Origin of the sequence: Actinoallomurus liliacearum, from assembly GCF_039542035.1 — a bacterium.
Classification (GTDB): domain Bacteria; phylum Actinomycetota; class Actinomycetes; order Streptosporangiales; family Streptosporangiaceae; genus Actinoallomurus; species Actinoallomurus liliacearum.
In genome coordinates, this window is sequence record NZ_BAABHJ010000019.1 from 88,730 (window position 1) to 114,861 (window position 26,132).

Annotated in this window: 24 protein-coding genes; 12 read left to right on the top strand and 12 right to left on the bottom strand. The window is 71.0% G+C overall.

The features are described 5' to 3' along the window. Positions 1-144: 144 nt before the first annotated feature. A complete protein-coding gene (locus ABD978_RS25515) occupies positions 145-510 on the top strand; it encodes a DUF190 domain-containing protein (RefSeq protein WP_345359510.1) in 366 nt (121 codons plus the stop codon). Between the two features lie 45 nt (positions 511-555). Here the strand turns inward: ABD978_RS25515 and ABD978_RS25520 are convergent, their stop codons facing one another. Next, on the bottom strand, positions 556-753 hold the full coding sequence (locus ABD978_RS25520) for a hypothetical protein (protein ID WP_345359513.1): 198 nt from the start codon (positions 751-753) through the stop codon (positions 556-558). A gap of 306 nt (positions 754-1,059) precedes the next feature. Between ABD978_RS25520 and ABD978_RS25525 the strand changes: the two genes are divergently transcribed. Further along, a complete protein-coding gene (locus ABD978_RS25525; protein WP_345359516.1) occupies positions 1,060-3,471 on the top strand; it encodes a M14 family zinc carboxypeptidase in 2,412 nt (803 codons plus the stop codon). Then, positions 3,468-6,269 carry a M14 family zinc carboxypeptidase gene (locus ABD978_RS25530; RefSeq protein ID WP_345359519.1) on the top strand — a complete coding sequence of 934 codons (2,802 nt, stop codon included), beginning with the start codon at positions 3,468-3,470 and terminating at the stop codon, positions 6,267-6,269. Before ABD978_RS25525 ends, ABD978_RS25530 begins: the two co-directional genes overlap by 4 nt. Positions 6,270-6,390: 121 nt before the next feature. Here the strand turns inward: ABD978_RS25530 and ABD978_RS25535 are convergent, their stop codons facing one another. After that, positions 6,391-7,371 (bottom strand): methyltransferase, encoded by a 981-nt coding sequence (locus ABD978_RS25535; RefSeq protein ID WP_345359522.1) that lies wholly within the window; start codon positions 7,369-7,371, stop codon positions 6,391-6,393. 228 nt (positions 7,372-7,599) lie between these two features. Here ABD978_RS25535 and ABD978_RS25540 point away from each other — a divergent pair, with 228 nt between their 5' ends. Next, positions 7,600-7,788, top strand: a complete 189-nt coding sequence (locus ABD978_RS25540) for a ferredoxin (protein ID WP_345359525.1) — start codon at positions 7,600-7,602, stop codon at positions 7,786-7,788. A 15-nt stretch (positions 7,789-7,803) separates the two neighbouring features. Here the strand turns inward: ABD978_RS25540 and ABD978_RS25545 are convergent, their stop codons facing one another. Then, the gene (locus ABD978_RS25545; RefSeq protein ID WP_345359528.1) at positions 7,804-8,850 is read right to left on the bottom strand and encodes a methyltransferase; all 1,047 of its coding nucleotides are present in this window, start codon (positions 8,848-8,850) and stop codon (positions 7,804-7,806) included. 200 nt (positions 8,851-9,050) lie between these two features. On the opposite strand from ABD978_RS25545, the gene asnB reads away from it, so the two are divergent. Both asnB and ABD978_RS25555 read left to right on the top strand, forming a co-directional pair. After that, positions 9,051-10,904: an asparagine synthase (glutamine-hydrolyzing) gene (asnB, locus tag ABD978_RS25550; RefSeq protein ID WP_345359531.1), complete on the top strand. Its 1,854-nt coding sequence runs from the start codon at positions 9,051-9,053 to the stop codon at positions 10,902-10,904. A gap of 24 nt (positions 10,905-10,928) precedes the next feature. After that, positions 10,929-11,822, top strand: coding sequence for an NAD(P)-dependent oxidoreductase (locus tag ABD978_RS25555; protein WP_425550759.1), 894 nt, complete (start codon positions 10,929-10,931; stop codon positions 11,820-11,822). A gap of 52 nt (positions 11,823-11,874) precedes the next feature. On the opposite strand, the gene ABD978_RS25560 is transcribed toward ABD978_RS25555, so the two are convergent. From ABD978_RS25560 to ABD978_RS25580, 5 genes are read right to left on the bottom strand one after another with little or no spacing between them, the layout of a single operon-like run. Further along, the gene (locus ABD978_RS25560; RefSeq protein WP_345359535.1) at positions 11,875-12,627 is read right to left on the bottom strand and encodes an SDR family NAD(P)-dependent oxidoreductase; all 753 of its coding nucleotides are present in this window, start codon (positions 12,625-12,627) and stop codon (positions 11,875-11,877) included. 20 nt (positions 12,628-12,647) lie between these two features. After that, positions 12,648-13,355, bottom strand: a complete 708-nt coding sequence (locus tag ABD978_RS25565; RefSeq protein ID WP_345359538.1) for an SDR family NAD(P)-dependent oxidoreductase — start codon at positions 13,353-13,355, stop codon at positions 12,648-12,650. Positions 13,356-13,394: 39 nt separating this feature from the next. After that, positions 13,395-14,600 carry a cytochrome P450 gene (locus ABD978_RS25570; RefSeq protein ID WP_345359541.1) on the bottom strand — a complete coding sequence of 402 codons (1,206 nt, stop codon included), beginning with the start codon at positions 14,598-14,600 and terminating at the stop codon, positions 13,395-13,397. Positions 14,601-14,650: 50 nt separating this feature from the next. Next, positions 14,651-15,850, bottom strand: a complete 1,200-nt coding sequence (locus tag ABD978_RS25575; protein WP_345359544.1) for a cytochrome P450 — start codon at positions 15,848-15,850, stop codon at positions 14,651-14,653. Positions 15,851-15,902: 52 nt separating this feature from the next. Further along, a complete protein-coding gene (locus ABD978_RS25580; RefSeq protein WP_345359547.1) occupies positions 15,903-16,571 on the bottom strand; it encodes a TenA family protein in 669 nt (222 codons plus the stop codon). A 182-nt stretch (positions 16,572-16,753) separates the two neighbouring features. Between ABD978_RS25580 and ABD978_RS25585 the strand changes: the two genes are divergently transcribed. The 5 genes from ABD978_RS25585 (at position 16,754) to ABD978_RS25605 (ending at position 20,087) form a co-directional block, all read left to right on the top strand. After that, the gene (locus ABD978_RS25585) at positions 16,754-17,509 is read left to right on the top strand and encodes an SDR family NAD(P)-dependent oxidoreductase (RefSeq protein ID WP_345359550.1); all 756 of its coding nucleotides are present in this window, start codon (positions 16,754-16,756) and stop codon (positions 17,507-17,509) included. A gap of 60 nt (positions 17,510-17,569) precedes the next feature. Next, positions 17,570-17,917 carry an antibiotic biosynthesis monooxygenase family protein gene (locus tag ABD978_RS25590; protein WP_345359553.1) on the top strand — a complete coding sequence of 116 codons (348 nt, stop codon included), beginning with the start codon at positions 17,570-17,572 and terminating at the stop codon, positions 17,915-17,917. 187 nt (positions 17,918-18,104) lie between these two features. After that, positions 18,105-18,842, top strand: a complete 738-nt coding sequence (locus ABD978_RS25595) for an SDR family NAD(P)-dependent oxidoreductase (RefSeq protein WP_345359556.1) — start codon at positions 18,105-18,107, stop codon at positions 18,840-18,842. Continuing rightward, on the top strand, positions 18,842-19,222 hold the full coding sequence (locus tag ABD978_RS25600; protein WP_345359559.1) for a SchA/CurD-like domain-containing protein: 381 nt from the start codon (positions 18,842-18,844) through the stop codon (positions 19,220-19,222). The genes ABD978_RS25595 and ABD978_RS25600 overlap by 1 nt, the downstream gene beginning before the upstream one ends. 4 nt (positions 19,223-19,226) lie before the next feature. Next, entirely contained in the window at positions 19,227-20,087 is an 861-nt protein-coding gene (locus ABD978_RS25605; protein ID WP_345359562.1) for an LLM class flavin-dependent oxidoreductase, read from the top strand. A gap of 59 nt (positions 20,088-20,146) precedes the next feature. Here ABD978_RS25605 and ABD978_RS25610 read toward each other — a convergent pair whose 3' ends face one another. Continuing rightward, entirely contained in the window at positions 20,147-21,163 is a 1,017-nt protein-coding gene (locus ABD978_RS25610; protein ID WP_345359565.1) for an NADP-dependent oxidoreductase, read from the bottom strand. A gap of 367 nt (positions 21,164-21,530) precedes the next feature. On the opposite strand from ABD978_RS25610, the gene ABD978_RS25615 reads away from it, so the two are divergent. Continuing rightward, positions 21,531-22,736: a cytochrome P450 gene (locus ABD978_RS25615; protein WP_345359568.1), complete on the top strand. Its 1,206-nt coding sequence runs from the start codon at positions 21,531-21,533 to the stop codon at positions 22,734-22,736. 85 nt (positions 22,737-22,821) lie between these two features. On the opposite strand, the gene ABD978_RS25620 is transcribed toward ABD978_RS25615, so the two are convergent. From ABD978_RS25620 to ABD978_RS25630, 3 genes are all read right to left on the bottom strand, one after another. Further along, positions 22,822-23,877 (bottom strand): LLM class flavin-dependent oxidoreductase, encoded by a 1,056-nt coding sequence (locus ABD978_RS25620; RefSeq protein WP_345359571.1) that lies wholly within the window; start codon positions 23,875-23,877, stop codon positions 22,822-22,824. A gap of 70 nt (positions 23,878-23,947) precedes the next feature. Further along, the gene (locus ABD978_RS25625; RefSeq protein ID WP_345359574.1) at positions 23,948-24,631 is read right to left on the bottom strand and encodes a class I SAM-dependent methyltransferase; all 684 of its coding nucleotides are present in this window, start codon (positions 24,629-24,631) and stop codon (positions 23,948-23,950) included. A gap of 259 nt (positions 24,632-24,890) precedes the next feature. Beyond that, positions 24,891-25,922, bottom strand: a complete 1,032-nt coding sequence (locus ABD978_RS25630; RefSeq protein ID WP_345359577.1) for a hypothetical protein — start codon at positions 25,920-25,922, stop codon at positions 24,891-24,893. Positions 25,923-26,132 lie beyond the last annotated feature (210 nt).

Below are 26,132 nucleotides of genomic sequence, written 5' to 3' on the forward strand. Positions count from 1 at the left end.
GCCCGTGGGGCAAGGGCGGGCCATCGGGACCGACGGCCGGGCTTAGCCTGGGGATGGTCCGGTCACGGTCCGGTGCGGGACCGCGCCGACCCGCCTGAGCGCCGGCGGGCTGCCCGTGCGCCGGAACCTAGGGAGTGAGCGGGCATGAGACTGCACGGCACCGCCTGCCGAGTGACGATCTTCATCGGCGAGACCGACCAGTACCACCACAAGCCGCTCTACACCGAGATCGTGCACCGGGCCCACCAGCGCGGACTGGCCGGCGCCAGCGTCTTCCGCGGCATCGAGGGCTTCGGTGCCTCATCCCATATCCACACCAGCCGGATCCTGTCGCTCAGTGACGACCTGCCGCTGGCCATCGTGATCGTCGACGCCGAAGACAAGATCGTCGAGTTCCTTCTCGAACTCGACGAACTCGTCGACGAGGGCCTGGTCATCCTCGATCCGGTGGAGGTCTACCGCTACGTCGGCCGCGACCAGAAGCGCGACGAGAAGAAGGCGAAGCGGTGACGGTCCCGCCGGTGCCGGTTGGCGGCTCGGGCCGTCCGGTCCGCGTCATTTGCTGGGCTGGGGCGTCTTGCAGGAGATCTTCGGGTTGACGCCGGTGTAGTTGAGGGGTCCGGCGATGATCGTGACGAGGAGCGTGCCCGCCTGCGAGCAGTTCTTCGGGCCACTGCTGTAGTAGTGACGTTGCCCGGCGGCGATGGCGCCGATGATGAGCCACAAGAGGACGATGACCGAGGTCAGTCTCATCGTTACTCCAACGACCGTGCCGGCCGGCGGTCGGCGCCGCTGGAGCGACGGAGCCGACCCCATGCCGACGGATGGGGGGACGGACGCCGGGCTTGTACCCAGATCGCGGTCGAATAGGCCCGTACACCTGAGACCTGGGTACCCCGAAGGTAAAGCGCAGGTCAAGTCTTGACTTTGTCGTCTATGGACAAATAGAACCCGATCATGCCTTTTGCGTGATTTCAGGGGGGCGTCCGGCTTGTGTCTTGACGCGTCACGCGCCGAGTGAAGGGACCTCTCATGTCGGGTTCTCGCAGGCCGGGGAGGGTGGGACGGCGAGCGGCGTGGCTCGCCGTGTCCGCCGCCCTCGCTTTGAGTCCGCTACCGGTGCTGGCCCAGAGCACCCCGAACGGCGACGTCGCCGCCGAACGCCGGTCCAGCAACGAGCAGAACGGCGTCGCGCTGATGCGCATCGTCGTCCCCGACCAGGCCGGCGTCGACCGGCTGAACGACCTCGGTATCGACCTCGCCGAATACAGCAAGCCGGTGGACGGCGGCATCGAGGTGCACGCCGTCCTGAGCCCCGAGGAGACCCGGGACCTGAGAGGCAAGGGCTTCGATGTCCGCGACGCCATCTCCGACCAGGCCGACGTGGCGAAGCTGCGGCAGGAGCGCGCGAAGACGCTACGAACGCTCGCGGACGAGGCGCGGAGCGGCGACACGCTGACCCCGCTCCGGGCCGAGTGGTTCACCAGCCTCGACGGGCAGCGCTTCCTGTCGGTCGAGGTGAAGACGAGCGATCCCGCGGCGACGAACATCCTCACGGCCTCGTGGAACGGCGGCGCGGGCACCCCGCCGGGTTCCGGTGGCACCGCGACGATGTCCCGGTTCACCGATGCGGGGCAGTACATGTACCACCGGTTCAATACGCCGCTGGCCATCGACGTCACGCCGACCGAGGTGACGGTCACGAGCACCAGCGGAGGCTCGGTCACCGTCCCGGTGAAGAAGTGGCTGGGCGAACCGCGCAAGGCGCCGAGCCCGCACTATGTCAGCGACTTCGTCGACCATTACATGGACCCGACCGAGGTCTACCAGCGGATCGACGCGCTCGCCAAGGAGTTCCCCGGGCAAGCGGCGATCGTCAAGCTGCCGTACAAGACGAACGGATACCGACGGCACGCCCAGGCGCAGTTCGGTTCCGCCGCGGCGAGCACCTTCTACGTGACGTCGCAGGCGTACGGCTCCGAGGGCGGCAACGACGTCACGGTCACGCTGGCCAAGCCGGATCAGGCGTCCGCTCCGCTGACGGTGTCGCTCGACCAGGACAACGTCACCGTCGATCTGGCGACGAACGCCGAAGGCGTGGTCACCAGCACGGCGAAGCAGGTCGTTGACGCGCTGAACACCGAAGCCGGGAAACTGCTGAGCGCGAGCACCTACCGCGGCAACGCGGGCGACGGGGTGGTGGCCGAGGCCGCCACGACGCGGCTCACCGACAACCTGCACGCGCCGGCGAGTGTGTCACGTGATCCGTTCCAGATGCGGGCGCTGCGCATCGGCAAGACGCGCGACGGGTCGAAACCGGGGGTCTTCCTCTACTGCCAGGAACACGCCCGCGAGTGGGTGACCCCGCTGACGTGCGTCGAGACCGCCGAGCGGCTCCTGCGCAACTACCGGCACGACCCGAACACCCGCAAGCTCGTCGACGACCTCGACATCTTCGTCCTGCCGTCCGTGAACCCCGACGGGGCGCACTACAGCTTGTACGACTTCAACATGCAGCGCCGGAACATGACCGACCACTGCGGTCCCACCGAGTCCGATCCGGCGTACCGCAACTCCTGGGGCGTCGACCTCAACCGGAATTTCTCGGTCGGTTCCGTCTACGACGGCTACAGCGGCGCGTCGACGTCCTGCCGCAGCGACACGTACGCCGGCCCGGCCGAGCTCTCGGAGCCGGAGTCGAGGAACGAGGTGTGGCTGACGCACCAATTCCCGAACATCAAGTTCGCGATGAACACCCACTCCTACGGCGGCTACTTCATGTGGCCTCCCGGGGCGTACAAGGTGCCCGGCCGCGAACTGCTGCCCCGGGCCGATCTCGGCACCGAGACCTTCTTCTGGTCGGCCTCCGACCACATCCTGTCCACGGTGCAGAACTGGCGCGGCACCGCCATCTGGCCGGGGCGAACGGGTCCGGTGCCCGACGTTCTCTACTCGGCGGCGGGCAACAGCGCGGATGAGCACTGGTACAACCGGGGCATCATCGGCTGGGACTTCGAGGTCGGCGCCGATGTCTGGAATCCGGCGACCAAGCAGTTCAACGCGGTCGGCTTCCAGCCTCCGTTCGCCGAAGGGCACGAGGAGGCGATGGAGTTCGCCAACGGGCAGATCGGGATCCTCGAGGTCGCGCGAGCGTACGCGTCGGACAAGGTGCCGCCGAAGTCGAAGCTCGTCATCACCGGCCGGGACACCGGCGCCACGAAGTTCACGTTCACGATCGACGAGCCGGCGACGATCTACTACACCCTCGACGGCAGCCGCCCGACCCTGAACTCCCCGAAGCTCAAGGCGGCGGGGATGCGCGAGGGGCCGGAACAGCTCACGGTCGACAAGACCACCGAGGTCAAGTGGTTCTCCGTCGACATCGCGGGCAACGTCGAGAAGAACTACAAGCCCGCCGGCAAGGGCGACGGCTACCGCCGTCAGACCGTGACCGTCGGGGGCGGGCGATGAGCCGGAAGGCGGTGGCCATCGCCGCCCTGACGATCACCTGCGCGGCGCTGACGAACGGGGTGGGCGCGAACGCGAACGCCGCCCCCACCGCCCCCGGGCGATGCGGCAGCGACCCCAACGCTCATCTCTCCTCGGTGCCCAGTCCCGAGAAGTTCTTCGGCTTCCCCCTCGGCAAGGGCCAGCAGCGCGTGGTCACGACGGAGGAGATCCAGAAGTACGTCGCGGCCGTCGGGAAGGCCTCGGACCGCGTGGTCACCGGCACGATGGCGCACAGCGTCTCCGGACAGCCGTTGCCGTACGCGATCGTGTCGAACGAGCGGCACGTCGCTCCCGAACAGCTCAACAAGATCGCGGAGCGGATCCGGGAACTACGGGACCCCCGGAGCCTGAAATCCGGCAAGGCGGCTCGTATCGCCGAGGACACCCCGGCCATCGTGTGGGTGGCGGGGAACGTGCACGGCGGTGAGAAGAGCGGCGGCGACGCCGCTCTCCGGACGCTGTACGAACTGGCCGCCGGGCTCTCGTGTGACGTCGCGAAGCGCAACGAGGAACTCGTCACGGTCATCGTCCCGACGCAGAACCCCGATGGCCGCGACGCGGGCCGCCGGCAGAACGACTACGGCTTCGACCTGAACCGCGACTGGTTCGCGCGTACGCAGCCGGAGACCGACGGCAAGGTCGCGCTGCTGCGGGACTACCCGCCGCAGATCTTCGTCGACGCGCACGAGATGGGGGGTTCGCAGTACTTCTTCCCGCCGAACGCCGACCCGATCCACCATGAGATCGCGAGCGAGCCGGTCGACTGGATCAACCGCATCGGCAAGGCGAACGCCGCCGGCTTCGGCTACAACGGCGCCTGCGGTGGCTCCGTCACCACGGAGTGCTACTTCAATTATCAGTCCTACGACCTGTTCTACATGGGTTACGGCGACACGGTGCCCACCACCGGCTTCGGCGCCGCCGGCATGACGTTCGAGAAGGGCAGCGCCTCCGCGGTCGAGGACCGGGTCCAGCAGCAGATCAACACCCAGTGGGCCACGACCGGCTGGGCCGCCGACAACAAGCGCGAGATCCTGCGCGGCTACTACAAAGTCTGGCAGGACGCGCTGGCCGAGGGCAGGAGCGGCGCGCTCGAGCCGAACCAAGTCGTGCAGCCGACCAACCAGGTCGAGTACCCGGTACCCGACATCAAGGTCCGGTCCTACTTCCTGCTCCCCGACCGCCAGCTCGGCGACGTGCGCCGGCTGGTCGAGCGCCTGCGCGGCATGGACGTCGAGGTCTACCGGCTCAAGGAAGCGGCCACGGTGCCGGACGCGCACGTCTTCGGCGGCCGCCGCGCCAAGAACCTCAAGGTTCCGGCGGGGACGTACTGGATCCCCATGGCACAGCCGCAGAAGCACTGGATCCAGGCCCTGCTCGGGGAGGATCCCTACGTACCGTTCCCCTACTTCTACGACGTCTCGTCCTGGAGCAACCCGCTGCTCTCGGGCATCCAGACGGTCTACACCGGGGACGACCTCGCGCCGGAGGCCGACCGGGTGCGGCGGATCGACGGCGGCGTCGGTTCCGCGGCGCCCGCCCGCGGGTCGTACGGCTACCCGCTGGACTCCGCGGCCGCGGCCGAGCTGACGTTCAAGCTGCTCGGCCGTGGTGTCGCGCTCACCCGGGATCTCCGGACCGGAGTGGTGAGCCTGCCGGCGAACGCGCTGCCGCCGGACGCGCTGGACGGGCTCGCCCGGCCGCTCGGCGTGACCGTCACCGGCAGCAGGGCGGCCGCCTCGGGCGTCGCGCTCCGCAGACCGGACGTCGGCCTCTTCGCCGGCACCGGCGTCTCGACGACCTCCGGGTCGTACGGTGAGGCGCGCTACGTCCTCGGCTCGCGCTGGGGTCTCGGCCTCACCCCGGTCACCACCGCCGACATCAACGGCAACACCCCGGCGTTCACCCAGCGCACCGCGCTGCTCGTCCCCGACGGGAGCAGCGCGAACGGCGGCCTCACCGCGCAGGGCCTGGCCAACCTGAAGGCCTGGGTCGAGAAGGGCGGCAGCTACCTGGGTGTGCGCAACGAGGGCACCCGTGTCGCGCGGGCGGCCGGGCTCACCTCGACGACCGAGAAGACACCGCCGAAGGACTACACGGTCATCGGCTCGCACTTCCGAGTCGACGTGGACGCGACCAGCCCGGTGGCCCTCGGCCGGCCGCGGGAGGACTTCGCGTTCAACAACTCGGACCCGATCCTCACCCCGACCCGGACCGGCACCAACGTGCTCGGCTACCCGGCCGGCGACACGTTCTGGTCGAACGGCTACACGGTGCACGGCGACGCCCTGAAGGGCACGGCGGCGCTGGTCGACGAGCCGGTGGGCGGCGGCAACGCGGTGCTGTTCGCGTTCGACCCGATGTTCCGCGCCTACAACGACAGCGGCACTCACCTGCTGGCCAACGCGCTGCTCGCGGGCGCGCCGGTCAGGACGGCGACGGCCGCGCCGCGGCGGACCGCGACCGCGGGCGCCGACGCGAACGCCCTGCGCGCCGCGGCGGCGAAGGCTCCCGTACGGGAGAACCTCGGCGGCGACTGGCGGCCCATCACCATCCAGGTGAGCCGGGCCGACCTGGCGCGGACCGAGGCCGTCGTCGCCCGCTACACCGGTACGGCGAAGGCGGAGACCACCGGCGACACCGGATACGTCACCATCCCCAACCCGAAGGGGCTGTCCGCGGACGAGCACCCGTTCCTCCGCGACCTGGTCCGCGACCTGCACGACGCGGGCATCTCGCCGCGCTCGGTCGTGGCGTGATCCATGCACCGGCCGGGCCGACACGTCCTCGTCCTTCGGCCCGGGCGGTACCGGAAGGACTGATCAGGGCGGCGCGGGTGCGCTGAGAGGGCCCGGCAGGCGGTGTCATCGCCTGCCGGGCTCAGCCGGTCGCGGGCTTCCGGCAGACGACCAGCGTCTCGTTGGCGTCGAGCCGCTGGTCGTCCACCGTCGCGAAACCGACGGACGTGGCCAGTTCCCGCAGCTCGCCGACGGTGTACTCGCCGCCCTCCTCGGTGACCAGCGCCATGATGAGGCTGGCGACGAGGTTGTCCACGTCGGCGAACGCCTCGTCGAGCATCCGGTCGTAGACCAGGAGCACGCCGCCCGGCTCGAGCGCCCGGAACGCCGCGCGGAGCAGATGGGCCCGCTGCTCCCACGACCAGTTGTGCAGGACGTGGCCGAAGACCATCAGGTCGGTGCGGGGCAGCGGATCGCGGAAGAAGTCGCCGGCGTGGAAGGACACCTTTCCCGTCAGGCCCAGCTCCGCCATGTGCTCGCTGAACACCGGTTCGAGCTGCGGCAGGTCGAACACGTGCCCGGCGAGGGCGGGCCACGCGGCGACGATCCGGCCCACGAGGCCGCCGCGGCAACCGCCGACGTCGACCACCGAACGGTGGGCGGACCAGTCGACGGCCTCCAGCAGCGGGGAGACGACCGTTCCGAGCGAGCCCTCCATCATCCGGGCGTACCGCCGGACCTCGGCCGGGTCGTCGAGCATCGCGGTGAAGTCGCCCGGGCTCGACCGCGGCCGGCCACTGCGCAGCGTGTCGGTCAGCCCGTCCCACAGGGCGTACAGGTTCGCCTTGGCTCCGAGCAGCGTGGAGCCGACGTAGCCGTCCAGGCCGGCGACCAGGTGGCGGTCCGCGTCGGCCGAGTTCCGGAACCGGCCCTCGTCCTCCCGCAGGACGCCGAGGGCGACGAGCAGCCGCAGGAGGTCACGCAGTCCCCGGCCGTGCAGGCCGAGGCGTACGCGGATCTCCTCCGCCGTGGCCGGATCGTCGTGCAGCGCGGTGAACAGACCGAGTTCCACCGCGGTGAGCAGAGCCTGGGCTTCGCAGAACGCGTGGCCCAGGCGGAGCACGTCTCGCTCAGATCCGGCAATGGCCGTACCCGCCATCGGTATCCCCCTTCGCCGATGCGATCGTGCCGTCGCCGCATGGAGGATCACTCGAGTTGCGCGCGGGCGGCGCGGGCCGCGCAGTCGAGTCAGGCGCGAACATCCGGCCGCATACTCCTGCTGACATGTTCCCGGCGACGTGAGACGGCCATCGGGGCACGCACCCGGGCGGCCGTCGGAACGGTGGCGATGATGCGCGTGAGCGCGGACAAGGAAACGTGCGCGGTGAGCAGCCTGTGCGTCTACCGCGTGCCCGAGGTCTTCGACCAGGACGACGACGGGGCCGTGGAGATCCTCGACACGGAACCCCCGTCGTCGCTGCACGAGGCCGTCCGGAGCGCGGCCCGCAGCTGCCCGACGCAGTCCATCCGCGTCGAGTAGGCGGGCCGCGGATCGTCAGACGGGCCGGTATTCGAGGAGCGCGATGTTGCCCGGAACCGGCTCGTTGGCGATCGCGAAGCCGGCCGCGCCGGCGATGCGGTTCCACTCGTCGAGGCCGCGTTCCCGGCCGCCCAGCACCGCGAGGGCCTCCACATCGATCAGCTTGCCGATGTCCCACTCGCCGGGGCCGCGCAGCAACTGGTCGACGATGAGCAGCCGGGCGTCGCGGTCGTCGCCGATGGCCTCCCGGATCCGGCGCAGGATGAGCTCCGCCTTGTCGTCGTCCCAGTTGTGCAGGGTGTGCTTGATGAAGTAGGCGTCGCAACCGCCGGGGACCTCGACGAAGAAGTCGGTCGGCACGATCGTCACCCGGCCCGCCACGTCCTCGTCCTCGAACGTCGCCTTCGCGTCGGCGACCGTCTGCGGCTGGTCGGCGAGCACCCCGGTGCAGTGCGGGTGCCGGCGCAGGATCTCGGCCAGGAACTGTCCTCGTCCCCCGCCCACGTCCGCGATGCGGCCGAAGCGGCCGAAGTCGAACCGCTCGAAGATGACGTCCGTGGCCGGGTACTGGTTCTGCTGCATCGCCCGGTCCAGCACGGCCCCGCCGGCCGGATTCGCCTTGGTGTACTCGTAGAAGGACATGCCGAACGCCTCCTCGAAGGACGGCCGGCCGGTCCGCAGACTGTGCGCGACGTTCTCGTACGGCCGCCACAGCATCGGGTCGGAGGCGAACAGGAACATATCGCGGATGCCGTCCGGCGCGCCGGAGACCAGGCCCGTGGAGGCCGTCGTCAGGGCGAACCGGCCGTCGGCCCCCTCCGTCAGGATCCCCGCCGCCGCCACGGCCCGCAGCAGCCGGTACAGCGTGTCGGCTCTCGTCCCGGTCTCCGCGCCGATCTCCGCGGCCGTCCGCGGTCCGCGGGCGAGCACGTCCGGCACCTTCGCCTCGACGAGCGCGCGGAGAGCCCCGAGGGTCCACTTGGCCGCGAACAGGGCGAGCACCTGTTTCTCGGGAGGAAGGTCCACCTCGAAGTGACCCACCTTGTTCGGTGTCTCGGGCACGCCGGCCTCCTTCATCGGCTCCCACCTCTCGTTCAGCCGGACAAGCGTCCCCGCCACGGCTCGCACCTGGATCGGGGGGCGGTCGAGGGACGTCCGCCGGCGGCGCGAACCCGGTTCCGGCTGGACCGGTCGTCGAACCCGCCTGGATGCGCGCGCCGCATCATGCTGCAAGCTCCGCCAATCGACTGAAGGAGACGCGGATGTGCGGCATCGCCGGCTGGTTGGACTTCGGGCGGGATGTGGGAGGGCAGCGGCCGACGCTGCTCGCGATGACCGACACGCTGGCCGGCCGGGGGATCGACGACCGTGGCCTGTGGCTGGACACCCATATCGGGCTGGGGCACACCCGTACCTCCATCATCGACCTGGCCGGCGGCGCGCAGCCGCTGACCGTCGAGGAGGACGGCAGGCCCGTCGCGGTGATCGTGTACAACGGTGAGGTCTACAACTTCAAACAGCTGCGCAGCGAGCTGACGGCACGCGGGCACCGGTTCCGCACCAGGAGCGACACCGAGGTGGTGCTGCGCGCGTACCTGGAGTGGGACGTCGCCTGCGCCGAACGGCTCGAGGGCATCTTCGCCTTCGCCGTCTGGGACATCCGCCGCGAGAGGCTCGTCCTGGTCCGTGACCGGCTGGGCGTCAAGCCCCTCTTCTACAGCAGGCGGCCCGAGGGCGTGATCTTCGGTTCCGAGCCGAAGGCGCTGCTGGCCAACCCGCAGGTCCGCCCGGTCGTCACGGCCGACGGGCTGCGGGAGCTGTTCTCGACCGCCAAGCAGCCGGGCCAGGCCGTCTACCAGGACATGGCGGAGGTCCGGCCGGGCCACACGCTGACCGTCGACCGCGGCGGCGTGGTCGAGCGGCGCTACTGGGCGCTGGAGGCGCGCCCGCACACCGACGACCTCGACACGACCGTCCGCGAGGTCCGGTCGCTGCTCGAGGACATCGTGCTGCGCGAACTGCAGTCGGACGTCCCGCTGTGCACGGCGCTGTCCGGCGGCGTCGACTCCAGCGCCGTGACCGCCATCGCCTCGATGTGGCGGTGGAAGCTCGAAGGCGAACGGGTCCGGACGTTCGTCACCACGTACAACGACTACGCCGAGAAGTTCGAGCCCGACGACGTGCGGTTCTCCCCGGACGAACCGTTCGCGGCGGAGGTCGCGCGGCTCGTCCACGCCGATCACATCGTGATCAGGCTGCGGCCGCAGGAGCTGATGGACGTCGACACCCGGCTCGCGGTGCTCGTCGCCCAAGACATGCCGACCGCGCTGGGCGACATGGACGTCTCCAACTACCTGACCTCCCGGGAGATCAAGAGGCACTCCACCGTGGCGGTCGCCGGCGAGGTCGCGGACGAGATCTTCGGCGGATACAACTGGATGTACAAACCCGAGTGCGTGAACGCCGACGTCTTCCCCTGGGTCGTCAACGAGACGCTGCAGCCGGGTTCGCCGAAGGGCCTGGGCCGGGCCCTGTTCGACACCGGGTTCATGGAAAAGATCGACATGAACCGCTACTACGCGGACTCCTTCCGGCAGGCCGTGGCCGAGGCCCCGCACCAGGACGGCGAGGACGACCTGGAACGGCGGATGCGCTCGATCGGCTACGTCACCCTCACCCGGTGGCTGCCCATGCTGCTCGATCGCGGCGACCGGCTGTCCATGGCGCACGGCCTCGAGCTGCGGGTGCCGTACGCCGACCACCGCCTCGTCGAGTACCTCTACAACGTCCCGTGGAGCATGAAGACCTTCGACGGCCGGGAGAAGAGCATCCTCCGCGCGGCGATGCGCGACCTGGTGCCCGCGTCGGTGCTGGAGCGCACGAAGAGCCCGTGGCCGGTCACCCAGGACCCGGCGTACACCGAGATGCTGTACGACGAGTTGTCCGCCCTGGTCCGGGACAGCGCCTCGCCGGTCCTGCCGTTCACCGACCTGGAGGCGGTGCGGCGCACGCTGGAGGGCGGCATCGCGTACGACTGGGCGAGCCGCATGAACATCGAGATGCTGCTGAACTTCAACCGGTGGCTGACGCATTACGACGTGGACGTGGTGATCTGACGCGCCGACGCGCGCGATCGAAGGGTGACCCTCATGAGCAACGAGAGTGTGGCGTTCATCGGCCTGGGCGGCATGGGCGGCGGCATGGCCGGACGGCTGCGGGCCGCCGGATTCCCGATCGTGGTCTACAACCGCACGGCGGCCAAGGCCGCCCCGCTCGCCGAGGCGGGCGCGCGGGTCGCCGCGTCGAGTTCGGAGGCCGTACGCGGCGCCCGGATCGTCGTGCTGAGCCTCAGCGACGAGAACGCGGTCGAGCAGGTCCTGTTCGGCGAGGTACGGGACGCGCTGAGCCCGGGCGCCATCATCGTGGACACCTCGACCGTGTCACCGGCCTACGCCGCCGAAGCGGCCGAACGGCTGGCGCGGACGGGTGTCCGCCGCGTGGAGGCGTGCGTGCTGGGCAACCCCGGCATGGCGCGGGCCGGGAAGCTGCGGGTCTTCACGGCGGGGCGGAGCGAGGACGTCGCGGCGGTCCGTCACGTCCTCGAGGCGCTCGGCCAGGAGATCACGCATGTCGGCCCGGCCGGCTCGGCGGCCGTGCTCAAGCTGTCCTTCAACCTCGTCCTCGGCAACCAGGTCGCCGCGCTGGCCGAGGCGGTGGCGCTGGTCGACGCCGCCGGGCTGGACCGCGACGGCTTCCTCACCGCCCTGGCCAAGAGCGGATTCAGCTCGCCGACGCTGGCGTTCCGCGCCGAACTGGTGCGGGCACGCCGGTACGAGCCGCCGGCGTTCCGCAGCGTGCTGATGGAGAAGGACCTCCGTCTCGCCGCGGGCGAGGCCGCGCGACACGGGATCGAGCTCCCGGTCACCGCCTGCGCGGCGGACCGGTACGCCGACGTCGTACGGACCGGTGACGGCGACAGGGACGCCGCAGTGATCGCGGAGCGGTACTCCCCCGTCCCGGCCGACCGGGCCTGACCACGACGCACCGCGGCCCCCGCCGGTGGCGGGGGCCGCGGTGCGTCGTGGGTCAGAGGGTCTTCACCATGCCGGCGTCGATCAGGTAGTCCGATCCGGTGACGCTCGGGACCTCCCCGGAGGTCAGCAGCACGACCAGCGCAGCGATCTCGGTCGGTTCGATCATCGTGCCGGTGCTCAGGCCGTTCCGCTCGATGAACTCCTCCTCGGAGAGCCCCAGCTTCGTGGTGATCTCCGGCTTGGTCCAGATCCGGGTCCGCGTCGGCCCCGGGGTGATGGTGTTGACCCGGACCCCGAGCGGGCTGAACTCGGCGGACAGGGCCTTGCTCAGGTTCGTGAGCGCGGCCTTGGCCGCGGAGTAGTGGACCAGGCGGGGGTCGGCGATTCTCGAGTTGACCGACCCGATGTTGATGATCGAGCCCTTGCGCTCGATGATGCTGGGCAGCGCCGCCCGCGTCGCCCGTACGGCGCTGAAGAGGTTGAGCTCGAAGGTGCGCTGCCAGACGTCGTCGTCGGTGTCGAGGAAGCCCTGCGCCAGTTTCACCCCGTTGCCGACGTTGTTCACCAGGATGTCGATGCCGCCGAACTCGGCCAGCGCCCGTTCGACGAGCGTACGCGGCCCGTCGGGCGTGGCCAGGTCCACCTCGACCGCGTGCGGCGTGGCGGTCAGCAGCGCCTCGCTCGCACTCCGGGCGCCGCCGATCACCTCCGCGCCGACCGAGGCGAGCGCCTGCACCACCGCCAGGCCGATGCCGTGGCTGGCCCCCGTGACGACGGCCTTCTTGCCGGACAAGTCGAATTTCACGGTCTCTCCTTCCAGTGTCCTCAGGCTCGGCCCGGGCCGCGTTTCTCCGTCAGGAACCCCCCGGTCGGACCGTCGGCGGGAAGGGTCGCCGCGTCGGCGATGAACGGGGCGGCCACCTCCGGAGGGTTCGGCTGGTTCGGCATCATCCGGGTGCGCAGCCGGCCGGGATTCACCGCGTTGACCAGGACGCCCGAGCCGGCGGTCTGCTCGGCGAGCATGGCGGCCAGACCGTTCAGCCCGCTCTTCGAGACCGAGTACCCCGGGGCGGCGGCGAACAGGCGGCCGCCGAACTCGGTGGTGGTCCCACTGGAGATGATCACCACGCGGCCCCAGCCCCGCCGGACCATGGGCGGCACGAACGCCTGCGCCACCCGCCAGGTGCCCAGCAGGTTGACGCGGAGCGTCTCCTCGACCAGTTCCAGCGGGACCGACAGGGGGTCGGTCCCCGCGTCCAGCAGCACCCCGGCGTTGCACACCAGGATGTCCACCGGCCCCACCCGCTCGGCGGCCTCCTTGACGCTGTCGGGATCGGTGATGTCGAGCCGCGCCGCCCGGGCGCCGGGGCCGAGGTCGGCGGCGGTGGCCCGCGCGTCCTCGGCGTTCCGCGCGGTCACGACGACCCGTATGTCCCGCCGGTACAGCTCGGCGGCGACCGCGCGGCCGATGCCGCGGTTGGCCCCGGTCACCAGGGCGGTGCGCCCGGCGGCCACCGCGTCTTTCTCCGTCATCGGTCCACGTCCCTGAGGTTCGGCCGGCACCGTGCCGCATCAGCGGTAGCGCATGGGCAGGTGCTTGACGCAGTTCATGAAGTTGCTCTCGGGGCGCACCGGCGTGCCGGTGATCTCCATCCGCGGCAGCAGGTCGATCGCGGCGTCGAGGAACTGGGTGAGCTCCAGCACCGCCAGCCCGTTCCCGATGCAGAAGTGCGGGCCGCCGCCGCCGAAGGTGACGTGCGGGTTCGGCGAGCGGGTCACGTCGAACCGGTCCGGGTCGGCGAAGACCTCCTCGTCCCTGTTCGCGGAGGTGTACCACATCACCACCCGCTCCCCCGCGCCGATCGGCTGGCCACCGATCTCGGTGTCGCGGACGACGTTGCGCGCGAAGTGGGTGACGGGGGTCACCCAGCGCAGGACCTCGTCCACCGCCGTCGGCATCAGACTCCGGTCGGCCCGCAGCTTCGCCAGCTCGTCGCCGAACTCCAGCAGCGCCAGCACGGCGCCGGAGACGGAGCAGTACGTGGTCTCGCTGCCCGCCGTGATCAGCGTGGTGGCGAAGACCGCGATCTCCTCGGTGCTGAGCCGGTCCGGCAGGTTGATCCGGTCGCTCTTCAACCGGGCCGCCAGGAGGATGGAGAACAGGTCGTCGGCCGGCTGCCGGGACCGGGCCTCGGCGAGGTCACGGAAGTAGCCCAGCAGCCTGTCGAAGACGTCCTCCTCGCCGGCCGCGAGGTCGTACTCCGGATCGCCGAGGTTCACCGTGTGCCGCGCCCAGTCGATCACGACGTCCCGGTCGGGCTCCGGGACGCCGAGCAGCTCGGCCAGCACCTGGAACGGCAGCCGGAGGGCGACGTCCTCGGCGAGGTCGAACTCCCCCTTCTCCACCACCTCGGCGAGCAGGGAGTCGACGATGCCGCGGATCGGCTTCTTGAGCAGGGCCATGCGCGCCGGGGCGAACGCCTTGAACGCCAGCTTGCGCATGCGGGTGTGCGCGGGACCGTCCAGGAAGGTGATCACCGGGTCGGTGATGTCGGCCTTCCGCACCGACGTCATGGTGGTCGGGCCGGAGGCGAAGGTCTCGTGGTCCCGAGAGACCCGGGCGACGTCCTCGTGCCGGGTCAGGTACCAGAACGGCTGGCCGTCGGTGTCCCGGGCCAGCGGCAGCCGGTCGGAGTGCCGGAGCCGGCGGAAGTAGTCGTAGGGGATGCCATCGCTGAACACCGTGGGATCCATCAGGTCGATGTCCCGAACGGCCATCTCTCGTCCTCCTACCGGCACGGTCGCGTGCCGTCGCTCGGAGGTCCCGGTCACCAGACGACCGGAACCTCGCTGAAGCCCTCCATGAACCCGCCGACCGCGCGCGGCATGTCCTCGACCGGCATCGCGAGGCGGATGGCCGGGAACCGGCGCAGCAGGCTCTCGGTGGCGACCTGCAGCTCCATGCGGGCCAGGGCCGCGCCGGCGCAGTAGTGGATGCCGGACCCGAAGGTCATGTGGTGGTTCTCGGGGCGCCGGATGTCGAGCGAGAACGGATCGGTGAACACCGTCTCGTCCATGTTCGCCGACTCCTCGGAGAGCAGGACGCTGGACCCCTTCTCGATCACGGTTCCGTCGGACAGCTCGATGTCCTCCAACGCGTACCGCAGGGTGCCGATCGACGATCCCATGATCTGGGTCCGCAGCAGTTCCTCGACGGCGGACTCGACCAGGGAGTAGTCGTTCTGGATCTCACGGACCAGGTCCTGGCGGTGCAGCAGCACCGCGGTGCCGGTGCCGATCTGGCTCGCCGTGGTGACGTAGCCGGCGATGAGCAGGCTCTGCGTCCACCAGTGCAGCTCGAACTCCGAGAGCCGGTTGTCGTCCTCGTCCCGGACCTTGATCAGACCGCCGATCAGATCGTCGGTCGGGTGCGCCCGCTTGCGCTCGATCAGCTCGCCCAGGTAGTTCCACAGGCCCTGACGGCACTCCTCGACCTGCTCCGGCGGCAGCTTGGTCACCGAGAGGAACCCGTCCACCAGCCGGCGGAACTTGTCCCGGTCCTCGCTGGGCACCCCGAGCAGCCGGCAGATCACCAGGATCGGCAGAGGGAAGGCCAGCGCCTCGTTCAGCTCGACGGGCTGCGGGCCCTCCGCCATCTTCGCGAGCAGGTCGTCGGTGACCTCCTGCGCGAAGGGGCGCAGCGCCTCGACCCGGCGCGCGGTGAACGCCTTGGTGACGAGGCCGCGGACCCGGATGTGCGCGGGCGGGTCGGCGTCGACCCGCGGGTCGACGAACAGCTTGTTGTCGGCGGAGATCCGCGCCGCGTCCGGCCTGGCCACGTTCTTGCTCAGCCTGGAGTCGGAGAACAGGCTCCGGACGTCCCGGTAGCGGGTCACCATGACCGCGGTGTCACCGCTGGGCAGCCTGACCGAAACGAGTGCCTTCTCCCGCAGCCCCCGCAGACCGTCGGGAACCTGCATCGGAGGGGTCCACTCGAAGGGGTAGGGAATCGGGGCTTGCACGCTCATGCCAATGGCCACCTTTCTCGGCGGATTCCGGCAACGATCCTCGGCGTCTCGTTCACATCGGCCAAGAGCCCTGCTGCAGGCAGGACTCGGCGAAGTCCCATTCGTACTGGGCGCCGATGGAGAACTGCTCGACCATGACCCGACGCTCCGCGGCGGAGCACTCCTCGCCCGCCCGGTCCACCAGGTCGAGGAACGCGCGCACCGCGTACTGGTAGGAGTCCCCGGGGTGGTAGGCGACGCTCCAGTCCGCGTACCGGGATCCGGGGACCACGCCGTCCTTGAGCCGGTCGGACACCTCGTGGTTGAACCACACCATCGGCAGCAGCGCGCCCAGCCCCGCGTGGAACGACGTGGCGGTGGCCGCGCCGAAGAACGACGCGTGGGCGTGGGTGGCAGGGGCGACCGCGCTCCCCTCGTCGAGCGCGGGCAGGCCGTGCCCTGCGGCGAACGACGTGTAGGCGGCGCGCAGTTCGTCGCGGGCCTCCAGGGTGCCGACGACCGACTGGCCGAGCAGGAGCGCGGCCGCGTCGTCCGGGGCGGCCGCGGCGCACCGGGCCAGGGCGCGGGCGTAAGCGGGCAGCAGGAAGGCGGTGTCCTGCCGGACGAAGTACGCGAGGGCCTCACCCGGCAGCGAGCCGTCGCGCAGGCCCGACCAGAACGGGTGGTCCTGCACCTTGCGCAGTACCGGATCCCGGATCGTCCGGAGCTCTTCGTGCAGCATCGGCCTGCCTCCTCCACGGCGCGGAACATCGGCCGGACGGTAACGGCGGAGCGTGGAGTCGCCCTCGAAGCCGGCACGAGGGCGTCCGGGCCCCGCGATCAGGGCGGCCGCTCGTTAAGCCGTCCTCGAGCGTGGCGGCGCACCCTGGCCGCCGACGTGCCCACAGCCGTAGGGATGTGCCGATGGATCTAGGTCTGGCGGACAAGCGCGTACTCGTCACGGGCGCCACCCGAGGGATCGGCCGTGCGACGGCGCGGCTCTTCGGCGAGGAGGGCGCCCGCGTCGCCGTGGGCTATCACACCTCGGACGCGGCGGCCAAGAGCCTGGTCGACGAGCTCGGCGGCGAGAGCCGGGCCTGCGCGGTCCGGCTCGACCTCGCCGACCCCGACTCGATCGAGGCGGCGGTGCGCGCCGTCGAGGAACGCTGGGGCGGAGTGGACGTCGTCGTGGCCAACGCCCAGACGTGGGAGTGGATCGATCCGGCGGAGATCCCGCCGTACGAGGACTTCCCGATGGACTACTGGCTCGCCCGCTACCGCGAGAACGCCGAGGGGCACATGTGGACGGTCCGGTACGCCCTGCGCGGCATGCGAGCGCGTGGCTGGGGCCGGGTCGTCCTGCTGTCCTCAGTCACGGCGGAGCACGGGAACCCCGGATCGGAGCTGTACAGCGCCTCGAAGGCGGCGCTGCACGGGTTCGCCCGGGGCCTGATGTGGACGCGGGACGGGGTGCTCGTCAACGTGGTCGCGCCCGGCGGCACGGTGACCGAGAGCCTCGACGCGGTCGATCCGGAACTCCTGGAACGCGTCACCCGCGACACCCCGAGCGGCCGCCTGACCACCGCGGAGGAGGTCGCGCGCGTCATCGTCTTCCTCGGCTCCGCGGCGAACGGCAACGTCAACGGCGAGGTGGTCCACACCGCCGGCGGCACGCGCTGAGCCCGAACGTCCATGACCGTGGCCGCGACGTACGTCGAGCGGCCGTACCAGGGAGGAACCATGTCAGAGCCGCAGTCGATGTTCCGCGTCATGCTGCGCATGCAGATCCACCAGGGGATGGAGCAGGAGTTCGAGCAGACCTGGCATTCCGTCGGCAAGGCGGTCACGGACCATCCGGCGAACATCGGCCAGTGGCTGTCCCGGAGCGACGAAGAGGACAACGTCTACTACATCGTCAGCGACTGGACCGACGAGCCGCGGTTCCGCGAGTTCGAGCACAGCGACACCCACCTCGCGCACCGGACGAAGCTGCACCCGTACCGCTCCGGCGGCTCGATGACGACCATGCACGTGGTCTACGCGATGACCGGTGCGGGCGCGGCCGCGCCGGCGTCGGGCACCGCGTGAACCCGCACCGCACGAGCCCGCACCACCTGAGCCCGCACCACGCGAGCCCGCATCGCGTGAACCCGCACCACCTGAGCCCGCGCCGCGCGACCGGCGTCGCGAGCGCGTCTCCAGCCCACTGCGAGAGGACCGGGGCAGCGTCGGGCCGGAGTTCGTCGTATGAACCGCCCCACCCGACGGAGGTCCCATGAATCTCGGACTGCGCGGCAAGCGCGTGCTGGTGACCGGCGGCAGCCGGGGCATCGGCAGGGAGACCGTACTGGCCTTCGCCCGGGCCGGCGCCCGGGTCGTGGCCTGCCATCGCACGCCCGGTGAGGCGGCCGACGGCCTCGCCCGCGAGCTTAAGGAACTCGGCGGCGACCACCGCCTGGTCCAGGCCGACGTCACCGAACCCGCCGGTGCCTCCGCGCTCGCGGAGGCCTGCCGGGAGACCCTCGGCGGGCTCGACGCGCTCGTCAACAACGTCGGCGTGGACGGCCGGGCGAAGTTCGGGGAGCTGTCGGCGCAGGAATGGCGGCGGGTCCTCGACGCGAACCTGACCGGCACCTTCCTGGTCACCAAGGCCGTCCTCGGGCTGCTCGCGGACGGCGGCTCGATCATCAACATCGGAGCGTCCGCGGGAATGCGGGGACGGCCGGAGAGCGCGCACTACGGCGCCTCCAAGACCGCGATCCTCGGACTGACCCGGTCGCTGGCCAGGGAGCTGGGTCCCCGCGGGATCCGGGTCAACACCATCGCGCCCGGCGTCATCGTCACCGAGCCCGGCGGTGGACCGCCGCCTCCGGTCGCCGACGCGATCCGCGCGGTGACCGCGCTGGGCCGGCTGGGCACGAGCGCCGACGTCGCCCCGGCCGTCCTGTTCCTGGCCAGTGACTCATCGCAGTACATCACCGGTGCCACGCTCAACATCGACGGAGGTGTCTGATGCCGTTCGCCGCCATCACCTACCGGGTCGTTCCCGGACACGAGGACGAGATCGCGGAGATCTTCGCGGGCTTCCAGCGGGTGGACACGCCCGTCTTCCAGGACCCGGACGGCGAGAAGGCCGGCCGTCTCCTCGGCACGGCCGTGTTCATCAAGGACGACGTGATGGTCCGGGTGATCCACTACGAGGGCGACTTCCGTGCGGTGGCCGCGCACATGGGCCGGCAGAAGGGCGTGCACCTCCTGGAGGAGAAGCTCGCGCCGTACCTGGCCGAGAAGCGCGACACCTCGACGGAGGCGGGCTTCCAGGAGTACTTCCGTAACTCGGTCATGCGCTCCGTCTCCCAGCTGTCGGTGGACACCCACCCCGTGAGCGGGTGACGGCGTGGAGATCGGGATCGGGCTGCCGACCACCATCCCCGGTGCCGGCGGCGACGAGCTTCTCGCGTGGGCGAAACGCGGCGAGGACCTCGGCTTCTCCTCTCTCGGTGTGCTGGACCGGCTCATGTACGACTCCTATGAGCCGCTGATCACGCTGGCGGCCGCCGCCGGCGCGACGAGCCGGATCCGGCTGACCACCAGCATCCTGATCGCCGCCTACCGCGGCGATCAGGTGGTGCTGGCCAAGCAGCTCGCGTCCCTGCACCGGCTCTCCGGCGGCCGCCTCGTCGTCAGCGTGGCGGCCGGCCCGCGCGAGGACGACTACGAGGCGTGCGGGACGCCGTTCCACCGGCGGGGCCGCCGGCTCGACGACCTGCTCGGCGAGCTCCGGCGGCTCTGGGCGGGCGCGGCGTCGCCCGGGCTGGTGCCGGGCCCCTCCTGCGTGAACGGCGGTCCGCCGCTGATCGTGGGCGGGCACTCCGAGGCGGCCATGCGGCGGGCGGCCACCTACGGTGACGGCTGGATCGCCGGCGGCAGCTCGGCGTCCGGCTACGACGCGCTCGCCCAGCGGGCGCGTACGGCCTGGCAGGCCGCGGGCCGTACCGGCGAACCGCGGATGCTGGCCATCGCCTACGTCGCGCTCGGCGCGGACGCCCGCGAAGCCGCCGGACGCTACCTCACCGAGTACTACGCCTTCGCCGGGCCGAAGGCGGACATGGCCGTGCGCAGCATGCTCACCGACGAGCGGCAGCTCCGTGAGTTCGCCGACGGGTACGAGGCGTCGGGCTGCGACGAGCTCATCCTCATCCCGTGCGTCACCGATGTGGGCCAGGCCGACCGCATCGCCAAAGCCGTGTGGGGATGACCGCCCGCGCGTGACGGCGGGCCCGCCCGTACGGGGGCCCGCCGGTACGAGGGCCGCCGTCAGGCGGAGTCGGGCATGACGATGACGAGTTTCCCGCGGGTGTGCCGTCCCGCCAGATCGGCGTAGGCCCGGGGTCCCTCCTTCAGGAGGTACCGGCGGCTGATGGTGCACGGCAGGGTGCCCCCGGCCGCCGCGGCCGCCAGCCGGTCGAGGTCGCCGGGGTGGGCGAAGGCGTGGAAGCCGACGTCGCGGAGGTCGGAGCGCAGCTCGGTGGGCGCGAAGTTGGGGGTGGCGAACCTGATCACGCGGCCGTTCGGCCGCAGGACCCGGCTCGCCTCGGTCAGACGGTCGCCCGGCAGTACCAGGCTCACCAGCGCGTCCACCCCACCGGGGTGCAGCCGCAACGTCTCGGCCACGGGGTCGGCCGACCGGTAGTCGATCACCTCCGCGGCGCCGAGCTCCCGGACGTACCGCTCGTCCTCGGGCAGCGCGGTCGCGATCACGTGCGCTCCGGCGGCGGCCAGCAGCGGGATCGCCACCCCGCCCACGCCCCCGGTCGCGCCGACGACCAGGACGGTCTCACCGGCTCGGAACCCGCCCGCGCGGAACATCGCCAGGGCCGCGAGGCCCACTGTGGACAGCGTGGCGGCGTGCTCGGCGGCCAGCTCCGGCGGGCGTACCGCGAGCGCCGGGGTGTCCGCCTCGAACACCGCGTACTCGGCGCTGGAGCCCGTGCTCAGGGACGGCGGCGCGGAGACCCGGCCGGCGATCTCCGCCATGGTGCGCGGGAACCCGACCCCGAACAGCTCCTCCCCGACGGCGAACCGGGTGACGCCGGCGCCGGTCTCGGTCACGGTGCCCGCGAAGTCACCGCCGGGCACGAGCGGGAAGGCGAGCGGGAGCAGGTCGCGCATGACGCCGCTGAGGTTCCAGACGTCGGCGGGGTTCACCGAGGCGGCCCGGACCCGTACCTGGATCTGCCCCGGGCCGGGCCGGGGGACCGGCAGGTCCTCGACCCTCAGCTCACCGGGTGGGCCGTACCGCCTGGCCACCACCGCCGTCATCGTCGTGGGCATCGGCTTCCTCCAGGTCCGCCCGGGCGACCGGCCACGCCGGAGGACGCGCCGCGCGCCCGGATCCGCGACGCACTGATCCCGGCCGGTCGCCCGTACGGCGCCGACGCGGGCGGCACGATCGTGCCACGGCGCCGTGGACGATCACTCGAGCGCGCGAGGAGACGTGTCTCTTGACCGTGCATTGATCTTCGAGCGCGCCGAGAAGTCAAGATCACACACTTGTTCGCAACATTCGGCGCCGTCGGCGCCGGAGGCGTTCCCTCGGTGGGCTCTCGTCGTGCGCGCGGTCGGTGGCCGGCCGATCCGTCTCGAACCGACGAACCCACGGCACCGCACCGGTGCCACGCGAAAAAGGATGGTGCCTGTTGTGACCACACTCCTCCCCGACCCGATGACACTGCCGGCGAAGCGAAGCTGCCCGTTCGATCCGCCGGACGAGTACGCGTGGCTGCTCGCCGAGCGGCCGATCAGCCGGCTCCAGCTTCCGGGCGGGCAGATCGGCTGGCTGGTGACACGGTATGAGGACGTTCGTGCGACGCTGGCCGACCAGCGGTTCAGTCCGCCGCTCGTCCAGGTGACCCCCGCGGCCGAACTCCCGCTCCCGAACGAGGAACTGGTCGTGCCCCCGGGGACGTTCCCCGCCCTCGACCCGCCCGAGCACAGCCGGTACCGCCGGCTGGTGAGCCCCTACTTCACCCGTAAGGCGATGCGGGAGCTGACGCCGCGGATCCGGGAGATCGTCGATGAGCACCTGAGCGCGTTCATCGCTCAGGGCGACCGGGGCGACCTGGTCACCGGCTTCGCCGGTCCGATGGCCTCGTCGGTGATCGGCGAGATGGTGGGGGTGCCGGTCGCCGACCGCCCGGCCTTCCAGCGGCAGGTCGCGACGCTGCTGTCGCTCAGCGCCGGGGTCGACGAGCTGCGCGACGCCCGCCTCGGCCTCTACGGGAGCATGGCCGAACTCGTGGCGGCCAAGCGCCGCCGGCCGGGCGACGACATCATCAGCCGCCTGCTCCAGGGTGAGACGCGGATCAGCGACACCGAGGTGGTCAACATCGCGGCGCTGCTGTTGCTCACCGGGCTGGAGACGACCGCCGGGATGGTGGGCCTCGGCGCGTTCGTCCTCCTTGAGCACCCCGGCCAGCTGGCGGACCTGAAGGCAGACGAGACGCTCATCGACGGCGCGATCGAGGAGTTGCTGCGTTACCTGAGCATCGTGCAGTTCGGCGTGACCCGCAAGGCGAAGGAGGACCTTGAGATCGGTGGCCAGGTGATCCACGCCGGCGAGACCGTGATCGCCTCGATCGCGGCCGCCAACCGCGACCCGCGATTCCTCTCCGACCCGGACCGGCTGGACATCCACCGCTCGGGAACGCCTCACATCGCCTTCGGCTACGGGGTGCACCAGTGCCTCGGCGCCCACCTCGCCCGGACGGAGATGAAGGTCGCGCTGACCGCGCTCTTCCGCCGGCTGCCGACGTTGCGTCTCGCGGTGCCGGCCGAGGAGATCCCGATGGCCGACGACACGGTTCTCTACTGTGTGCACTCCCTCCCGGTCGTCTGGGACGACTGATCGGCCTCGGCCGGTGACCGCCGGAACCCGGCCCGGCCGCTCATGATCACGAGCGGCCGGGCCATCGTCGTGGCACCCGGACGACCTACGCCAAGGTGGGGCCCCGCACACCGTCGGCCGGCGGCTCCGCCCCGGCGGCCGCGCGGAGGGCCCCCGCCCGGGCGAACCGCCGGAGTGTCCCCGCCGGGTCGAGGTGGGACGGAAGCGTGGCGAGGACACAGGACACGCCGATCGACTCCAGCCGCTTCAGGTGCGCCTCGGTCTCGGCCACGTCACCCACCGTCGCGCCGATGCCCGCGGCCAGGTCGACCAGTCCCAGCCGCTCGAGCAGCCGCACGTTCTTCCCCCCGACGACGAAGTCGGAGGGGTCGTAGCGGCGCTCCATCTCCTCCACCGCGCCGAGGAGAGCGGGCGGGAGCTTCGCGCGCATGTGCGCCGGCCGCAGCCGCCAGCCCGCGATCGAGGCGAGGGACGGTCCGATCGCCGCGATCGCCTGGGCGCGGTCGTCCTCGATCGAGGCGAACGTGAACCCCCAGATGTCGATCGCGTCGGGGTCCCGCCCGGCCTCCGTCGCGGCGGCCCGGACGATCGCGATCTTCTCCTCGACGTGTTCGACGGACATCCCGACCGCCATGATCACGCCATCGGCGATCTCCCCGGCCTGTCGCAGGCTCTTGGGATGGTCCGCGGCGATGAAGATCGGCACCGCGTAGCTTCGGCCCAGGGGCTCGGTGTGGTACCCATCGACGTACGCGCTCCCGCCGCCCAGGATCGCGCGGACGGCCGTGACGAACTCGCGCACCTCCTGCCGGGTCGACCCCTTGGTGCGGCCGAGGGCGCGCATGGCGCTGCCGCCGTTCCCGATGCCGAGGACGACGCGCCCGCCCGTCAGCTCATGCAACGAGGAGACGCCGCACGCGGTGATGGTCGGATGGCGGATGATCGGTGTGGTGACCGTCGTCGCCAGGGTGGCGTTCCGGACCTCCTGCGCCGCCGTCGTCATGGAGACGAACAGCTCCTGGGCCCGGAACGGTGAGTCGCCGACCCCGAGCACGTCGTAGCCGAGCTCGTCCGCCAGGCGCATCAGGCCGCGGAACGCCGGCAGGTCCTCAGTCCACTCGATGATCGCGCCAAGCCTCACGAGCCGCACCGTCCCCCGTGTCTTCGCCTGCCGCTGCCGTACGTCGTCATGTGCGTTCCCCTCCTGGTCGCTAGCCGGCGGTGGCCTGGAAGAGCGCGACCGTCCCCCGCATCAGCACGCGGTACTTCGGGAAGTAGCGCGCGAGCTGGCGCTCGAGTCCGGCCTGGTCGTCGCCCTGGTTCTGGAAGTTGCCGCGCTCGTGCTGGGCGACCATCAGATGGGCCGTCAACCGGTTCATGGGGACGCCTTCGCAGAGCACCGTGGTGCCGAAGAAGGTGCCGCCGGGCCGGAGAACCTCGGCGACGTGCTTCAGGATCACGCCCTTCTTCTCCCAGCCGCCCGGGATGGTGTGGAAGACCAGGCTCATCGCGGCCGAGTCGAAGTGCCCGGCCGGGAGCGGCAGCGGGTTCATCAGGTTGGCCTGGCAGGTCTTGGGGTTGTACCGGGCGAGCCGCTCGGATGAGGCCCGGAGGCATTCCTCGTTGAGGTCGAGGAGGGTGATCTCCGGATTCGGGGTCGGGAAACGGCAGTGATCGACGAAGTAACCGGTGCCGGGCCCGATGTCGAGGTGCCGGTTCCCGACCGAGGCGTTGTAGAGCCGGCGCATGTGCCGGGCCGGGCAGCGCCAGACCAGCGAGCAGAACAGCCCGATGACCAGCTTGTCGTAGATCTGGAGATTGCGCGGCGTATACGCCTCTTGCGCGTGGACGATCCTCGGGTCCAGTTCCGCGGATTCGGTGGGCTCGGTCGTCATATTCGGGTCTCCGTTCTTCCCTGGCGGCGATTCCCTGGTGATCCGTGCCTTGGTGGAACGGCGGTGGAGCCGTTCCGTCCCGGGCCCCGTGGCGAGCGGGCGACGGCGGCGCACGCGCCACCGGGTCCGGCCGGCCGGCGCCGTTGGCGGCCGGCCGGCCCCGGCAGGCCGGAGGGTCCCGGGCCTGCCGGCGGCGGCCCTCTTCGCCGCCGCCCTTCTCAGCGGGCGCGGTCCGGAGACCGGCGCGCCGGCGTCCTCGTCAGCCGACGGTCGTACGGCGCCGGACGGCCGGCGTCTCGCTCAGGTACCGGTGAATGATCTGCGCCGCCTGCCGGTTGCCCTCGTCCGTGAGGATCCCGTTCGTGAGGAAGCAGGTCCCGACGAACTCGTCCGCCTTCATCTCGAAGAACTCGACCCCGAGCTGCTCGCAGCCCGCGGCGAGCATGGCGGCGAACGGGTCGAGGTGCTCTTCCAGGACCTCGTTGGGAACCCCCCAGGAGGACTTCTGGAAGTCGTAGTGCGTCAGCTCCTCTGGCGTGAGGTCACGCGTACGGGGAGACGCCCACGGCTGGAGGCAGAAGACGATCCTGGTACGAGGGTCGGCGGCCCGGGCGAGGAAGGTGAGGTCGCGCAGCTGGGCACTGGCGGCCGTCTCGACCCGAGCGCCGATCGTCGACAGGTCGGTCTCCTCCTCGGGCGGCCCGGAGGTCGCGGCCTCGAAGTCCTCGGGCATCCGCCCGGAGGCGAGTTCGGCCAGGTCGAACAGGGGCACCTGGGTCAGCTTCGCGTACGTCCCCTCGTAGAGGATCGGGCCGAACACGCTGCCCGGCGACTTGCGCGTGCGCATCACCGCCATGTAGTTGCCGAACCCGCTGAACAGGACCACCGTCGAGGCCGCGTGCAGGTACGGAATGGCGGCGATCAGCTCCTGCAGGGAGTTGGCCGCGATCACCGCGAGGTTCAGCCATCTCCGGCCGGTCAGGGCCGCGAGCTGGGACGCCGGGGTGGCGTCGTCCGAGCCGGCCGCCATGCCGAAGGCCACCGAGCTGCCGAGCAGCAGGTCTCCCCCGCCCGCCTCCAGCCAGCTCTCGCTGCCGACCGGGCCGAACGGCGAGTCGGAGATCCGGAAGCCCTCTCCGTCGGTGTTGATCACGGCCGAGCGGTGTCCCGGGGGAAGGGTGAAGCCCAGGTGGGGATGCGGGTACAGGTCGATCCCCATCTGCTCGAACAGCACTCCCCCACGCTGCCTCCGCGAGTGAGCCTCGTGATCGTCCTTGGCTGAGGTGCCCATGGTGTCGCTCCCGTCCCGAGCCGGCCAACCCTTGCGGTATCGCGGTGTCGAAGACTCGCAGGCGGCGTTCAAGCCCCGCTCGCGGACCGCTATATCCCGGATGCCGGCCGTATCCGGGTGACGGCGCCACGGCCGGGACGGGGCCGCGACGACGGGCGACCGGCGAGGCGCGCACGGCTCCAGCCTCCGCCCCGGGCCGTACACCGCCCT

What these genes read in the sequence shown, in the direction of transcription:
- ABD978_RS25585 (WP_345359550.1), top strand. Translation starts at nt 16,754, where the DNA reads ATGGATCTAGGTCTGGCGGACAAGCGCGTACTCGTCACGGGCGCCACC.
- ABD978_RS25515 (WP_345359510.1), top strand. Translation starts at nt 145, where the DNA reads ATGAGACTGCACGGCACCGCCTGCCGAGTGACGATCTTCATCGGCGAG.
- ABD978_RS25540 (WP_345359525.1), top strand. Translation starts at nt 7,600, where the DNA reads ATGCGCGTGAGCGCGGACAAGGAAACGTGCGCGGTGAGCAGCCTGTGC.
- ABD978_RS25595 (WP_345359556.1), top strand. Translation starts at nt 18,105, where the DNA reads ATGAATCTCGGACTGCGCGGCAAGCGCGTGCTGGTGACCGGCGGCAGC.
- ABD978_RS25575 (WP_345359544.1), bottom strand. Translation starts at nt 15,850, where the DNA reads ATGAGCGTGCAAGCCCCGATTCCCTACCCCTTCGAGTGGACCCCTCCG.
- asnB (WP_345359531.1), top strand. Translation starts at nt 9,051, where the DNA reads ATGTGCGGCATCGCCGGCTGGTTGGACTTCGGGCGGGATGTGGGAGGG.
- ABD978_RS25570 (WP_345359541.1), bottom strand. Translation starts at nt 14,600, where the DNA reads ATGGCCGTTCGGGACATCGACCTGATGGATCCCACGGTGTTCAGCGAT.
- ABD978_RS25565 (WP_345359538.1), bottom strand. Translation starts at nt 13,355, where the DNA reads ATGACGGAGAAAGACGCGGTGGCCGCCGGGCGCACCGCCCTGGTGACC.
- ABD978_RS25610 (WP_345359565.1), bottom strand. Translation starts at nt 21,163, where the DNA reads ATGCCCACGACGATGACGGCGGTGGTGGCCAGGCGGTACGGCCCACCC.
- ABD978_RS25590 (WP_345359553.1), top strand. Translation starts at nt 17,570, where the DNA reads ATGTCAGAGCCGCAGTCGATGTTCCGCGTCATGCTGCGCATGCAGATC.
- ABD978_RS25600 (WP_345359559.1), top strand. Translation starts at nt 18,842, where the DNA reads ATGCCGTTCGCCGCCATCACCTACCGGGTCGTTCCCGGACACGAGGAC.
- ABD978_RS25630 (WP_345359577.1), bottom strand. Translation starts at nt 25,922, where the DNA reads ATGGGCACCTCAGCCAAGGACGATCACGAGGCTCACTCGCGGAGGCAG.
- ABD978_RS25520 (WP_345359513.1), bottom strand. Translation starts at nt 753, where the DNA reads ATGAGACTGACCTCGGTCATCGTCCTCTTGTGGCTCATCATCGGCGCC.
- ABD978_RS25580 (WP_345359547.1), bottom strand. Translation starts at nt 16,571, where the DNA reads ATGCTGCACGAAGAGCTCCGGACGATCCGGGATCCGGTACTGCGCAAG.
- ABD978_RS25625 (WP_345359574.1), bottom strand. Translation starts at nt 24,631, where the DNA reads ATGACGACCGAGCCCACCGAATCCGCGGAACTGGACCCGAGGATCGTC.
- ABD978_RS25530 (WP_345359519.1), top strand. Translation starts at nt 3,468, where the DNA reads ATGAGCCGGAAGGCGGTGGCCATCGCCGCCCTGACGATCACCTGCGCG.